The organism is Flindersiella endophytica, assembly GCF_054779015.1.
Genome location: NZ_BAAGYY010000003.1, coordinates 63,745 through 77,808, shown reverse-complemented (window position 1 = coordinate 77,808; position 14,064 = coordinate 63,745). Strand labels below are relative to the sequence as shown.

The 14,064-nt window shown below is 69.6% G+C and carries 12 protein-coding genes and 1 tRNA gene; 9 read left to right on the top strand and 4 right to left on the bottom strand.

The window, feature by feature from the left end; all coding sequences use genetic code 11:
- The first annotated feature begins 5 nt into the window (after positions 1–5).
- Positions 6–1,157, top strand: a complete 1,152-nt coding sequence (locus ACYVF6_RS01660) for an ArsA family ATPase (protein ID WP_460514941.1) — start codon at positions 6–8, stop codon at positions 1,155–1,157.
- 366 nt (positions 1,158–1,523) lie between these two features.
- Here the strand turns inward: ACYVF6_RS01660 and ACYVF6_RS01655 are convergent, their stop codons facing one another.
- A complete protein-coding gene (locus ACYVF6_RS01655; RefSeq protein ID WP_460514940.1) occupies positions 1,524–1,853 on the bottom strand; it encodes a WhiB family transcriptional regulator in 330 nt (109 codons plus the stop codon).
- Between the two features lie 264 nt (positions 1,854–2,117).
- Here ACYVF6_RS01655 and ACYVF6_RS01650 point away from each other — a divergent pair, with 264 nt between their 5' ends.
- The gene (locus ACYVF6_RS01650; RefSeq protein ID WP_460514938.1) at positions 2,118–4,595 is read left to right on the top strand and encodes a penicillin-binding protein; all 2,478 of its coding nucleotides are present in this window, start codon (positions 2,118–2,120) and stop codon (positions 4,593–4,595) included.
- A 78-nt stretch (positions 4,596–4,673) separates the two neighbouring features.
- On the opposite strand, the gene ACYVF6_RS01645 is transcribed toward ACYVF6_RS01650, so the two are convergent.
- Entirely contained in the window at positions 4,674–5,126 is a 453-nt protein-coding gene (locus ACYVF6_RS01645) for a GatB/YqeY domain-containing protein (RefSeq protein WP_460514936.1), read from the bottom strand.
- Positions 5,127–5,276: 150 nt separating this feature from the next.
- Between ACYVF6_RS01645 and ACYVF6_RS01640 the strand changes: the two genes are divergently transcribed.
- The 5 genes from ACYVF6_RS01640 to ACYVF6_RS01620 all read left to right on the top strand — a co-directional run bounded on the left by ACYVF6_RS01640 (position 5,277) and on the right by ACYVF6_RS01620 (position 9,999).
- Positions 5,277–6,179, top strand: coding sequence for a metallophosphoesterase (locus ACYVF6_RS01640; protein WP_460514934.1), 903 nt, complete (start codon positions 5,277–5,279; stop codon positions 6,177–6,179).
- A complete protein-coding gene (locus ACYVF6_RS01635) occupies positions 6,176–6,721 on the top strand; it encodes a GNAT family N-acetyltransferase (protein WP_460514932.1) in 546 nt (181 codons plus the stop codon). Before ACYVF6_RS01640 ends, ACYVF6_RS01635 begins: the two co-directional genes overlap by 4 nt.
- A gap of 49 nt (positions 6,722–6,770) precedes the next feature.
- Positions 6,771–6,844, top strand: a tRNA-Pro gene (locus tag ACYVF6_RS01630).
- Between the two features lie 99 nt (positions 6,845–6,943).
- Positions 6,944–7,483, top strand: a complete 540-nt coding sequence (locus ACYVF6_RS01625) for a histidine phosphatase family protein (RefSeq protein WP_460514930.1) — start codon at positions 6,944–6,946, stop codon at positions 7,481–7,483.
- Between the two features lie 122 nt (positions 7,484–7,605).
- Positions 7,606–9,999, top strand: a complete 2,394-nt coding sequence (locus ACYVF6_RS01620; protein ID WP_460514928.1) for an ATP-binding protein — start codon at positions 7,606–7,608, stop codon at positions 9,997–9,999.
- Between the two features lie 428 nt (positions 10,000–10,427).
- On the opposite strand, the gene ACYVF6_RS01615 is transcribed toward ACYVF6_RS01620, so the two are convergent.
- Both ACYVF6_RS01615 and ACYVF6_RS01610 read right to left on the bottom strand, forming a co-directional pair.
- Complete coding sequence (locus ACYVF6_RS01615) at positions 10,428–11,150, bottom strand: class I SAM-dependent methyltransferase (RefSeq protein ID WP_460514926.1); 723 nt, start codon at positions 11,148–11,150, stop codon at positions 10,428–10,430.
- Complete coding sequence (locus tag ACYVF6_RS01610; RefSeq protein ID WP_460514924.1) at positions 11,147–11,707, bottom strand: P-loop nucleotide/nucleoside kinase family protein; 561 nt, start codon at positions 11,705–11,707, stop codon at positions 11,147–11,149. Before ACYVF6_RS01610 ends, ACYVF6_RS01615 begins: the two co-directional genes overlap by 4 nt.
- A 38-nt stretch (positions 11,708–11,745) precedes the next feature.
- Here ACYVF6_RS01610 and ACYVF6_RS01605 point away from each other — a divergent pair, with 38 nt between their 5' ends.
- Entirely contained in the window at positions 11,746–12,720 is a 975-nt protein-coding gene (locus ACYVF6_RS01605) for an MDR/zinc-dependent alcohol dehydrogenase-like family protein (protein ID WP_460514921.1), read from the top strand.
- 36 nt (positions 12,721–12,756) lie between these two features.
- Positions 12,757–13,779 carry an aldo/keto reductase gene (locus ACYVF6_RS01600; protein WP_460514920.1) on the top strand — a complete coding sequence of 341 codons (1,023 nt, stop codon included), beginning with the start codon at positions 12,757–12,759 and terminating at the stop codon, positions 13,777–13,779.
- Positions 13,780–14,064: the final 285 nt, after the last annotated feature.

Below are 14,064 nucleotides of genomic sequence, written 5' to 3'. Positions count from 1 at the left end.
CACGGATGGCACGACTGGACATCGACGCGATCCTCGCTTCGCCCGACACCCGGATCGTCGTGTGCTGCGGCTCCGGTGGCGTCGGCAAGACCACGACGGCCGCCGCGATCGGGCTGCGCGCGGCCGAGCAGGGCCGGCGGGTCGTCGTCCTCACGATCGACCCGGCGCGCCGGCTGGCACAGGCGCTGGGCCTGGAGGAACTGGACAACACACCACGCCGGATCGAGGGTGTCGCCGGAGGTGACGCCGCCGGCGAGGGCGGCGAGGGCGGCGTGCTCGACGCGATGATGCTCGACATGAAGCGCACCTTCGACGAGGTGGTGGTGAACCACGCCTCGCCGGAGAAGGCCCAGCAAATCCTGGCCAACCCCTTCTACCAGGCGCTTTCGTCGTCGTTCGCCGGCACGCAGGAGTACATGGCGATGGAACGGCTGGGGCAGCTGCACACCGAGGCCCTGCAGACCGGCAGCCACGACCTGATCGTCGTCGACACTCCGCCGTCGCGGTCGGCGCTGGACTTCCTGGACGCACCGGTGCGCCTGTCGTCGTTCCTGGACGGGAAGTTCCTGCGGTTTCTCGGCACGCCGGCTCGCGGGCCGATGAAGGTGTTCTCGGCGGGCTTCGGTGCGGTGACCGGCGTGATGACGAAGCTGATCGGCGCGCAGGTGCTGCGGGACGCGCAGACGTTCGTGGCCGCGCTGGACTCGATGTTCGGCGGGTTCCGGGAGCGTGCCGAACGGACGTACCGGCTGCTGCAGGCGTCGGGGACGTCGTTCCTGGTGGTCGCGGCGCCCGAGGAGGACGCCCTGCGCGAGGCGTCGTACTTCGTGCAACGGCTGCGGGACGACCGGATGCCGCTGGCCGGGATGGTGCTCAACCGCGTGACGCCCGATCACGCCGACGGACTGTCCGCCGAACGCAGCCGGGTCGCCGCCGATGCATTGGACCGATCATCCGATGGCGAGCACGCCGCAATCGCGGCACTGCTGAGGTTGCATGCTGATCAGCTGATCGGACGTCAGCGTGAGCTGCGCATGGCGGAACGCTTCGAGGCCGCACACAGCGGCGTACCGACGATGGCAGTGCCCGCGCTGGCGACCGACGTACACGATCTCGACGGCCTGCGCGCGATCGGCGACCACCTCGCCGGCAAGTAGCCCGCTCCGCGAATGACCACGTTAACCACGTAATTGGCGGGTTAACCACGGCCCGGGGCGTGGCGAAGCACCTGTTGGCGTGGCGGAGTGCCGAACTCGCAGTCCGCCCGCGCTGGCCGGACCGCGCGGCGCAATACCGAACACGCGGCCCGCCTGCGCAGGCCGGACCGCGTGGCCCAATGCCGGACGTGCGGCCCAGCCGCGTGGGCCAATGACCACGTTAACCAGCCAAAGCCGTGGTTAACGTGGTCATTCGCACCAGGCTGGGCGCGCCGTGGCACGCCTCACCGGAGAAGGTGCAGGGTCCAGGCTGTATCTATCTCCCCCCGGAGAACCGTGGCGAAAGCGGGTCCTCCCAAACCCGCTTCAGCCGGCCGCGCGTATCTGTAACTGCGTGACCGCCATGACATCGTCCGGTTGTTCGTATCTCGTGCGCGCCGTTTCAAGCAGCTTGCGCCACGAGGTCACCGCGGGCCGGCGGCGCAGCACCGCACGCCGCTCGCGTTCTGTCATTCCGCCCCAAACGCCCCATTCGATCCGCGCGTCAAGCGCCTCGGCTAGGCATTCCAGCCGAACCGGGCAACCTCGGCACACAGTCTTGGCGTCATGTTGTGCAGCACCTTGCACAAACAGTCGATCGGGCTCGTCCAGCTTCCGACAGGCGGCTAGTCGAACCCAGTCACCACTCCATGCCATACCGGGGTCCCTCCCCTGACCGAGGGTCACACCGCCAGTGTGTGACCCCTTTTCATGTGAGCGCTCCCCACAACGCCCTGGCAGAACGTTAGAGCGTGGCAGCCGAAAGCAACAGTCCCCAAGGTGACCAATTTGGAAAGTAAGTGTGTTCAATGCCCCGTTTGTCAACACTTCGCGGCCAGATAGGTACTCACAGTGACTGATCCGGAGCGGAGCGGTGAAGCGCGCGCTGCGAATGTCAGGAGGTTTGCGTACTCTAGCGCCATGCCTAGAAGAGGCGGCAGACCTCATTCCACGAACCGAGCGCTCGGACGGCCGATCCGCGAGCGCGGGTTCGTCACGCACCTGTTCTTGTTCCTGGTCGTAAGCGCCCTGACCGGCGTTCTCGTGGCTGGGCTCGCGATCCCGTTCGCCGGCATGATGGGCCTCGGCGCGCGGTCGATGACCGACTCGTTCCAGAACATGCCGTCCGACCTGCCGAAGCTCAACCCACCTGAGCGCAGCCGGATGCTCGACGCCGACGGAAACCTCCTCGCGACGTTCTACGACCAGAACCGCGAAAACCTCGCGACCCTCGACAAGATCTCGCCCCTGATGCAGAAGGCGATCATCTCGATCGAGGACTGGCGGTTCTACGAGCACGGGCCGATGGACGCGCAGGGCGCGATGCGTGCGATGGTCCGCAACAGCCAGTCCGGCGGGGTCTCGCAGGGTGGTTCGAGTATCACCCAGCAGTACGTCAAGCAGGTGCTCGCCGAAAGCGCCAACACGCCTGAACAGCGGCAGAAGGCGCTCGAAGAGAGCTACGGCCGCAAGCTGCAGGAGCTGCGCTACGCCGTCGAGGTCGAGAAGGCGATGTCGAAGAACGACATCCTGCTCAACTACCTCAACATCGTCTACTTCGGTGACCTGGCCTACGGCATCGAGTCCGCTGCCCGGCACTACTTCAGCGTTTCGGCCGACAAGCTCAGCCTCGCTCAGTCGGCCACGTTGGCCGGCCTGGTCCGCAACCCGCCGGCGTCGCTCAGCGAAGAGACGCAGAAGGCCATGTTGAGCAGGCGCAACCTCGTACTGTCCCGGATGTACGAAACGAAGGCGGTCTCCCAAGCCGAGGCGCGCAAGGCGATGGAGGCTCCGCTCGGCCTGAAGGTCACCGACACCCGCAACGGCTGCGCCAACAGCGACTATCCCTTCTTCTGTGACTACGCCCGCAGCCTGCTGCTCAACGACGACGCGCTCGGCAACTCGCGTGAGGAGCGCAGCAAGCTGATCAACGAGGGTGGTCTGACGATCCGCACCACGCTCGACGTGCAGGCACAGAACGCCGCCGAGGCGGCACTCAGGTCGCGGCTGTATCCCACCGACAAGGTGGTCGGCGCGGTCTCGCTGGTCGAACCGGGCACCGGACACATCAAGGCGATGGCGCAGTCGCGGCCGATGGGCAACGACGCCAAGAAGGGCGACACCTACATCAACTACAACGTCGACCAGAAGCACAACGGCGGGCTGGGCTTCCAGCCGGGTTCGACGTTCAAGCCGTTCGTGGCGGCCGCGGCGATCAAGCAGGGGGTCGGTCTCAGCGACCAGTTCCCCTCGCCGTCGGGGACGACGATCACCGGCCCGGTGAAGACCTGCCCGAACGGCAAGCCCGGCCAGGTCAGCACGCCGTGGAAGGTGTCCAACTCGACGAAGGCCGGTGCCAGCCGGATCGACATGGTGACCGGTGCGTCCCGCTCGGTCAACACGTTCTTCGCCAACCTCGAGAAGCGCACGGGCATCTGTGAGCCGGCCAAGATCGCAGAGGCTGCCGGCGTGAAGCGAGGTGACGGCAAGCGGCTCGAGCAGTACAAGCCGTTCGTGCTCGGCGTCAACGACGTCACACCGCTGTCGATGGCCGAGGCCTATGCCACGTTCGCGGCTCGCGGTAAGCACTGCACGGCGACACCGCTGATCGACGTGCTCGACCGCAAGGGCACCAAGCTGCCGATCACCGGCGCCAACTGCAAGCAGGCGATCCCGCAGGATGTGGCCGACGGTGTCAACTACGTCCTCCGCCAGGTGGTCGACGGCGACGACCCGTCGCGTACGGCCAAGCGGATGAGCATGCTGAAGGAAGGCCGCGAGGCGGCCGGCAAGACCGGTACCAACGACAAGCGCGTCAACGTCGCCTTCGCCGGCTACACCACCAACCTCGCCGGCTTCGCGATCATCGCCGACGCTCACCCGACCAAGCGCACGCTGCTCAACCAGACCCTGGGTGGCCGGAAGGTCAACGGCGACGAGGTCTGGGGTGGCCGGCTGTCCGGCCCGATCTGGCTGGCCGCGATGCGGGGCGCGTTGAAGGGCACCGAGAGCCCCAACTTCGTCGAGCCTGACCCCAAGACCATCCGCGGTGTGAAGGTCGACGTGCCGTGGGTCGTCGGGATGGGCCAGTCCAAGGCCACCCGCGTCCTGGAAGGCGCCGATTTCCAGGTCTCGATCGGCGGCTCCGACTACTCCGACGAGCCTCGCGGCACAGTGATCAAGCAGTGGCCGAGCAAGCGGGCGGGCTCGGGCAGCGTCATCACCCTGACGCTCTCCAACGGCCAGCACCGCCCGGAGCCGAAGCTGCCGGAGGATCCGCGGCAAGACTGCAACAAGCCCAACCCGCCGCCGCGGTGCAAGATCACCACCCCGCCGAATCCCAACCCGACCGAGCCCACGCCGACGTTCCCGCCCTTCCCGAGGGTCGAGGACGACTGACGGACAGCAGCAAACGACAAGGACCCGGCCCCGCGATCCCGCGGAGCCGGGTCCTTTCACGCTGGCCGGCGACTGTGCTCAGCCGAGCTGCGAACGTACCTCCGCCGCCACGCGGCTGCCGTCGGCGCGGCCTTTGGTCTGGGGTTGGACGAGCTTCATCACTTTGCCCATGTCCTTCATGCCCGAGGCGCCGGCCTCGGCGATCGCGGACTGGACGATGTCTGTCAACTCGCCGTCGGACAGCTGGGCGGGGAGGTAGGCCGCGATGATCTCCTCCTCCGCGCGTTCCTTGTCCGCGAGCTCCGAGCGCCCGGCCTCGGTGTACGTCTCGGCCGACTCGCGGCGTTTCTTGGCTTCCTTCTCCAGGACCGCCAGCACCTCGTCGTCGGTCAGCTCGCGGGCGGACTTGCCCGACACCTCGGCGTTGGTCACCTCGGTGAGGACCATTCGCAGTGTCGACACCTTACCGGCCTCACGGGCCTTCATCGCCGCCGTCATGTCGGCGCGCAACCGCTCCTTGAGCTCGCTCATGCGGCTTAGTCTGGCACGCCGACACCGTACGCCCGGGTCACACCACGTCTCAGGGGAGGAGTGGGGTGGGCCCGGGCGGGCGCCACGCGGCGGAGCCGCAAATGTGATGGTCGCGGGGGCTGGATAAGCACAGTGTGGCAACCTGGCTGGGTGCACCCATTCGCGAAGTTTACGTTGCGGGCGCTGGCCGCCACGGCCGTGACCGGCGCTGCTTGCGTGGCGTACGGGGCGGCATACGAGGTCAACGCCTACCGGCTCAGGCGATTCGACGTGCCGGTCCTCGCCCCGGGCTCGCGTCCGTTGCGCGTACTCCACCTGTCCGACCTGCACCTGATGCCTGACCAGCGGCGCAAGATCGAGTGGGTACGCGGCCTCGCCGCGCTCGAGCCCGACCTGGTCGTCAACACCGGCGACAACATCTCCCACCGGCTGTCGATCCTGCCGGCGATCGAGGCGTACGAGCCGCTGCTCGACCTGCCCGGCGTGTTCGTCTTCGGCTCCAACGACTACTACGCGCCGGTGCCGCGCAATCCCGCGAAATACCTCTACAAGAGGGGCGGCCCCGACAAGCTCACCGCGCCGCGGTTGCCGATCGACGACCTGCGCCACGCGTTCGCCGAGGCGGGCTGGCTCGACCTCAACAACGCCAAGGGCGAGCTGAAGGTCGACGACCGCCGGCTCGCGTTCGCCGGTGTCGACGACCCGCACATCAAGCGCGATCTCTACGAAGAGGTCGAAGGCCCGGCCGACGACACCGCCGACCTGACCATCGGCGTCGCGCACGCGCCTTACCGGCGGGTGCTGGACGCCATGTCGGCCGACGGATATCGCCTGCTGCTGGCCGGTCACACCCACGGCGGCCAGCTCTGCGTGCCGTTGTGGGGCGCACTGGTCACCAACTGCGACCTCGACACCCGCCGGGTGAAAGGACTGTCGCGCTGGGGCGCGTCCTGGCTGCACGTCTCCGCCGGGCTGGGCACCTCGCCGTACGCGCCGATCCGGTTCGCCTGCTACCCCGAGGCCACGCTGCTCACCCTGCGGGCCGCGAGTTGAGCGGACTTCCGCACCGAATCGAGACCGAACGTCTCGTCCTGCGTACGTGGCAACCGCACGACCGCGAACCCTTCGCACGAATGAACGCCGACCCCGCGGTGATGGAGCACGTCGGAGGCCTGCTGACCCCGGAGCAGAGCTCGAGCTTCGCCGACCGGATCGAGGCCGGCTGGCAGACCCACGGCTTCGGCCTGTACGCCGTCGAGCTCAGGTCGTCCGGAGCGTTCGCCGGCTTCATCGGGCTCAGCCGGCAACGCATCCTCCCCGACGAGGTCGAGCTCGGCTGGCGGCTCGACCGCTCGGCGTGGGGCCGGGGCCTGGCCACCGAAGGCGCCCAAGCGGTTCGCGACCTGGCGTACCAGCGGCTCGGCCTCCGGCAGCTGGTCTCGATCACGGTCGAGCTGAACGCCCGCTCGATCCGCGTGATGGACAAGCTCGGCTTCGAGTACTGGCAGTCGTTGCCGCGCGACAACCAACCGACGGCGCGGGTCTACCGGCGAATGGCGGATACCCCGTCGCGAGCCGCGACCGACGCCCGGTAGACTCGCCAAGCGATTCCAGCCAGGAACCCCTGGCCGAGTCGTGCCACACCGGGGTGTAGCGCAGCTTGGTAGCGCGCTTCGTTCGGGACGAAGAAGTCGTGGGTTCAAATCCCGCCACCCCGACCCAAATGCAAGGGGTACCGCCAGCAGGTGGTGCCCCTTCTGCATGTCCGGCCCCGAGAGCGGCGACAGCCAGGTGGCCCGGCGCAGGAGGAGGGAACCGTGTCCGTACTGGAGATCCGCCGGCACAGCGTGCGCAAGAACGGTGGCGGCTCGCAGCTGTCGAAGGAGGGCGTCGAGCTCGCTCGCCGGCTCGGTTCGGAGATGGGGCCGTACGACGTCGTCGCCGCGTCGGTGTCGCCGCGCAGCCGCGAGACTGCCATCGCGATGGGGTTCGCGGTCGACCACGAGTTGCTCACGCTGACCGCGGGCGAAGGTGTCTACACCGCCACCGAGGACTCGCGGTGGTGGCTGGCCGAGCACCCGTTCGCCGAACTGGCCAGGGTGATCGCCGGTGACCAGGACTACCACCACTACGCCCACGCCGTGGCCGAGCTCTGGCGCGACCTGCTCACTCCGCTCGGCGAGGACGCCACCGCACTGGTGATCGGGCACAGCGGCAGCCTGGAAGCCGGGCTCGTCGCCGCGCTGCCGAGAGCCGACCGCGCGAGCTGGGGCGGGCCGTTCGGGCACTGCGAAGGTGCTCGTCTGACCTTCGAACAGGGCAGGTTCACCACCGCAGAGCTCATCCGCCTGGGCTGAGCAGCGTGCGTACGTCGTCGTTCGCACGCATTCGCCCGACCTGCGCCACGGCCCTACGTCCATACCTAGACCGATCATGGTCGGCTGCGCCTAGTATCGGTATACCTATCCAAGGGAGCAGCATGAGCGACCTCGAGCAAGTCCGGGGTACCGGCGGACTGCCGGCCGAGCTCACCCGTCTCGTCGGCCGGGCAGCCGAACTGACCGAAGTCGGGGCCGCCCTCTCCACCAGCCGGCTGGTCACGCTGATCGGGATCGGCGGTGTCGGCAAGACCCGCGTCGCCATGCGTACCGCCCGCGAACGCATGCACGAGTTCCCCGATGGCGTCTGCTTCGTGGGGCTGTCCGCGCTCCGCGACCCCGACCTGCTGCCGAACGCCGTCTCCGCGGCCCTCGAGCTTCCGGAGAGCTCCGACCAGACCGGCGCCTCGCAGCTCAAGGCGATGCTGTCCTACCTCAACGGCAAACGGATCCTGATCGTGCTCGACACCTGCGAGCACCTGATCGACGCCTGCGCGCGATTCGCCCAGACGGTGCTCGAGCACTGCCCGGACGTACGCATCCTCGCCACCAGCCGGCAGCCGCTCGGCGCGCCAGGTGAGCAACTGCTGCAGATCCTGCCGCTGGCCGTCGCCGACCCCGACGAGGACCCCGGCCCGGCCAGCGAGCCCACCGACGCGATGGTGCTGTTCGCCGAACGCGCGGAGGCGGTCGTATCCGGCTTCCGGCTCACCGACGCCAACCGCGCCGACGTGGCCCGGCTCTGCCATCGGCTCGACGGCATCCCGCTGGCGATCGAGCTCGCTGTCGTACGCCTGCGCGCGCTGCCGTTGAGCGGCCTGCTCGAACGGCTCGACAACCGCTTCCGGCTGCTGACCGGTGGCAGCCGGACCGCCGCGCCGCGGCACCACACCCTGCGTACGGCCATCGACTGGAGCTACCAGCTGTGCGCGCCGGCCGAACAGCTGCTGTGGACCCGCCTCTCGGTGTTCGCCGGCGAGTTCGAGCTGACCGCGGCCGAGGAGATCTGCTCCAGCGACGACCTGCCGGCCGACGAGATCCTCGAGCACCTGATCGGCCTGGTCGACAAGGCGATCGTGCTGCGGGTCGACGACGAGACCGGCGCGTGTTACCGGATGCTCGACACGATCCGCGAGTACGGCCTGGAGCTGCTGGAGCAGCACGGCGAGGTCCACACGTTCCGTGCCCGCCACCGCGACTACTACCTCGCGCTGGCCCGGGCGTTCGCGCCCGAATGGCTGTCGCGGAAGCAGCTCGCCTGGCTGCGGCGGCTGAGCCGCGAGCTGGCCAGCGTGCGAAGCGCCCTGGAGTTCTGCTCCACCTCCGACGGCGAGGCGCCGCTCGGCATGGAGATGGCGGCCTGCCTGTGGGGGCTCTGGCTGGGCATGGGCCGGGTCGTGGAGGGGCACTACTGGCTGGACCGGTTGCTGGAGCTGTGCCACCAGCCCAGCTCCGCGCGGATGCGGGCGCTGTACGCCTGCGGGCACCTGCACCTGATGTCGGGGCAACACGACCTGGGGACGGCGCTCAACGAGGAGGCCGCCGAGCTCGCCGAGGAGTACGGCGACCGGTCGGCGTTGGCCTACATCACGTTCGTGCGCGGGCTGCGCTACACCCTGACCAGCGAGCCAGGCCAGGCCGTCGATCAGCTCGGCGACGCCAGCCGCCAGTTCGCCGCGATCGGCGACCTCGGTGGCGAGGCCTGGGCCGAAGCCACGATCTGCGGTGCGCTGTCGGTGTCGGCGAAGTACGACGAGATGCTGGCCGCGAGTGAGCACGCCGACGCCCTGCTGCGCGCGAACGGCGACCGCTGGACGCTCGGGTGGTTCACCTGGATCCGGGCCTGCGCGCTGTGGGGGCTCGGTCGCTTCGACGAGTCCGAGGCCGATCTGCGTACGGCGATGGTGATCAGCTTCGAGATCAACCACCTGCAGGCGCTGGGGTTCTCGTTCGAGACGATGGGCTGGATCGCTTCGGCGCAGGGACAGTACGACCAGGCGGCTGCGCATCTCGGCACAGCGGCGAAGGTGTGGGAGAAGTTCAGCGAGCCGCGGCTGAACATCGCGACCATGCACCAGGCGCACGACGACGCGGTGGCCATGGCGAAGGCGCGGCTCGGCGGCACCCGGTTCCAGGCGCAGTTCGCCAAGGGCGCGGCACTGCCGCTCCGCGTCGCGGTGGCGCAGGCGATCGAGCAGGGCGAACGCCGGCGGCGGGCGTCGGGGCAGCAGCTCACCGGATGGGCGGCGCTCACCCGGCGCGAGCAGGAGGTCGCCGTGCTGGTGGCTGACGGGATGTCGAACCGGCAGATCGCCGAGCGACTGGTCGTCTCGAAGCGGACGATCGACTCGCACATCGAGCACATCCTGGGGAAGCTCACATACTCCTCGCGGGCCCAGATCGCCAGCCTCGCCGTCGCGCAGGGACCGGAGTCAGCAGAGCCGCCGTCCGGCGCGCCTGCAACGCCCGCGTCCAGCGTGAACCCGGCCACCTGACCACGCCACAAGGGGGATCCGGAGCCCTGGAGCGCGAATCCGGCCGGGTGGCGGCGGGTGTGAACCCGGCCACCCGACCACGCGCGAGGGGTCCAGGGGCGTGGTCAGGCGGCCGGGAGCGCGGATCGCACCCAGCGCATCCCGCGGTCGACTTCGTGCCGGTCGCCCCGCACTCGACGAGCCCGCCCGCCGGGCCGTCGTGCGCACCAACTCATCCGCGGCTACGGCTCCTGCCGTACCGTTCACATACTGTCGCCGATCCGCTACGACAGCATCCGGCAGAGCACCGATCTCGGGTACCTAAAAACGCGAACGGCCGCCAGACGGTAGGCGGCGGATCGGTTCGGTATACCGAATTTGACGGCCCGGGGAGCGGTGTCACCGCTCAGCCATCGCCCTCGACCGGGACGGAGCAGTCGTGCGGCAGGCTATCCCGTCGTCGCGGTTGATGGGGCGGGCTTGAGGCAGCGGGCGTAGAGGAGGCAGGGCACCTCGCGCCAGATCGGGGTGTCGAGCGCCGGCTCGCGGAGCTGGACGATCGGCAGGCCGGCGGCGGTCAGCTCGTTGACGTACGTGCTGAGCGTGCGGTGGTACGCCACCGCGGGCAGGCGGTCGCTGAACTTGCCGGGGCCTTCCCACCTGCCCTCGACGAAGTAGCGGCCGACCGTACGGCGGACGGTGCCGGTCACGTGGTCGACCAGCTCGCCGGTGGCCGGGGCCTTGAAGCACGGGTGGGTGATCGAGAAGACGAACCAGCCGCCGGGACGCAGCACGCGCGCGACCGAGCGCAACGTGGGCGCGAGCTCGGGGATGTCCATCAGCGCCATGTGGCAGACCACGCCGTCGTACGCGGAGTCCTCCAGGGCGGTGAGCGACTGGGCGTCGCCCTGGAGGTAGGTGATGCCCAGCGGGTGCTCGGCCTCGTACGCACGGGCCTTGGCCAGCTGCTGCTCCGACAGCTCGACGCCGGTCACGACCGCGCCCCGCTCGGCGAGGAAGCGGGCCTCGCGACCCTGGCCGCACGCGATCGCGGACACGTGAAGGCCGCGGACGTCGCCGACCAGCTCGGTCAGTGTCGGATCGTCCATCGGTGCGCTGGCGCCGACCCACACGTCGTAGGCGTCGGCCACCTCGTCATAAGCCGCGGTCATCGCAGGTCTCCCTTCAGAGCTTGGTCGAGCTGGTCGAGTACGTGCCGGAAGACCTGATCGGGCTCGCCGGAGGCATCCACCATGCGCAGATCTGAACGCTGGAGGTTTTCGACGAAGTTCCAGACCTGGGGCCGTTCAGCCATCAGCTGACGCGCCGGCGCCTGCGTGCCGCCGCTCGCCTCGTGCCGGCGGTCGATGCGCTCGACGCAGACCTCGCGCGGGCAGCGCAGCAGCAGCGGAACGAAACGCACCTGCGGACGGCTCCGGTGGATCGCGTCGAGGCGTTCCCACTGGAACGCCCAGCCCAGGGTGATGTCGACGATCACCGAGCCGCCGCTGTCGAGGAACTCGGCGGCGAGCTCGAACAGCAGGTCGTAGCCGGCGCGGAACGCATCGCTGCCGGCGACCTGGCCGGCGAGCGAGCGGCGGAGCGTGGAGCCGATGAAGTCCGAGGAGAGCTGCGGCATCCCGCGGTGCGCCGACAGGCGACGTGCGGCTGTGGTCTTGCCGGCACCGGGCAGCCCGCCGATCGCGATCAGCGCTGGGGCCTCGTTCATTTGACCTCGACCTTGGTTGAGGTTGCAGGGTGGTTGGCATGCGAGTTGTGGAAGCAGTCAAGTTTGGCGGTCCGGACGTCCTGCGGACGCGCGAAGTCCCGGACGCGGTTGCCGGTGCCGGGCAGGTGGTCATCGAGGTGGCCGCGGCGGACACGTTGTTCGTGGAGACGCAGATCCGGGCCGGGATCGGCTCGGAGTACTGGGGCATCGAGCCGCCGTACGTTCCGGGGAACGGCGTCGCCGGGCGGGTGTCCGCCGTCGGCGCCGGGGTCGATCCGGCGTGGGCGGGGCGGGCGGTGGCCGCGCACACGGGTGGAGCGCGGGGTGCGTACGCGTCGCGGGCGGTGGTCGATGCCGACGCGCTGGTCGACGTACCGTCCGGGCTCGAGCTGACCGATGCCGCGGCGTTGCTGCACGACGGGCCGACGGCGCTCGCGTTGCTGGACAAGGTGGGCGCGCCTCGTCAGGGCGGGTGGGCGCTGGTGCTGGGCGCGGCCGGCGGCATGGGGCTGGTGCTCGTGCAGCTGCTGGCCGGCGCCGGTGCGCGGGTGGTCGGTGCGGCGCGAGGCGCGGAGAAGCTGGCAGCCGTACGGTCGCTGGGTGCCGAGGCCGTCGACTACTCCGCGCCGGAGTGGGTGGCGGAGGTCCGTTCCCTGGTGGGCGACTCCGGCGTCGAGGTGGTGTTCGACGGCGTGGGCGGCGAGCTGGGACGGGCGGCGTTCGGACTCGTCACGCCCGGCGGGCGGTTCTCGGCGCACGGGATGCCGAGCGGCTCGTTCACCGGCCTCGACCAGCCGGACGCGACGGCGGCCGGCATCACGCTGACGAGGATCGAGCAGGTGCAGCTCGCACCCGGCGAGCTCCGGCAGACGACCGCCCGCGCGCTGGCCGCAGCCGCCGACGGCCGGATCCGGCCCTTCGTCGGACGGACGTATCCGCTGGAACGCGCAGGTGAGGCGCACGCGGCCATCGAGAACCGGCAGGTCGTGGGCAAGACGCTGCTGCTCGCGTAGATCGGGCACCGGCCGCCGCCCGCAAGAATGGTGGGCATGCCGACAACTGACTTGCCGACCGTACCGTTCGGTCGTACCGGAATGGACATCACGCGCGTGGGCTTCGGCGCCTGGGCGATCGGAGGCTCGGGCTGGTCGTTCGCCTGGGGCGAGCAGGACGACTCGGAGTCCGTCGCCGCGATCCGGCATGCCGTCGAACGCGGCGTCAACTGGATCGACACCGCCGCGGTGTACGGGCTCGGGCACTCCGAGGAGGTCGTCGGACGTGCGCTGGCGCCCTTCAGCGGCGACGACCGGCCGTACGTCTTCACCAAGTGCGGCCTGGTCTGGAACGACGCCGACCGGCAGGAACGCGCCCGCCGCGTCGGCGATGCCGCGAGCCTGCACAAGGGCGTCGACGACTCGCTGCGCCGGCTCGGCGTGGAGCGGATCGACCTGATGCAGCTGCACTGGCCCGCGGAGGACGGCACGCCGATCGAGGAGTACTGGCAGACGCTGCTCGACATCCAGGCGTCCGGCAAGGTCGGCGCTGTCGGGCTGTCGAACCACAACGCCGAGCAGTTGGCCGCGGCCGAGAAGCTGGGGCACGTCAACACCTTGCAGCCCCCGTTCTCCGCGATCAAACGGGACGTGGCGGCGGAGCTCCTGCCGTGGTGCGCGAGCAACCAGACCGGCGTGATCGTCTACAGCCCCATGCAGGCAGGCCTGTTGACCGGCCGCTTCGATGCCGCACGGGCAGCCGCCCTCCCGGCCGACGACTGGCGCTCCCGCGACCCGAACTTCACGGGTGAGGCCGCGGCGGCGAACTTCGCGCTGGCGGCGGCGCTCGAGCCGGTTGCCGAACGCCACGACGTGTCGGTGGCGGCTGTGGCGGTGGCCTGGGTCCTGTCCTGGCCCGCCGTCACCGGCGCGATCGTGGGCGCCCGCAGGCCCGATCAGATCGATGGGTGGCTAGCGGCTGGGAGGCTCGCTCTGACGGAGGAGGATCTCGCGGAGATCGCGGCTGCTATCGAACGTACGGGGGCGGGCAGTGGTCCGAGCCATCCGGGCGACGGCTGAGGTCGTTCCAGGTCTGGTGGCTCGGCTCCTTTTCTGGCTGTGGTTCTTGTGGTTTGGCGGTTGGTTGTTCGGGGCTTGGGTTGTTTCGCGGCGGCTTTGCCGTTGTGGGTTGCCTCCGGCGGGCCGGACACTCAGGGCTCGGAACCGGGGGGCTTCCCGGCCCCTCACCCGTCGGACGCGCCACCGAAGGTTTAGCCGACGCTGCCCAGGGCCGCAAGGCTTCGGCTCTTCGGTTTTGCCTGGGTTTTGGCCTTGCGCCCCTGGGCATCGCCGGCCAAATGCAAG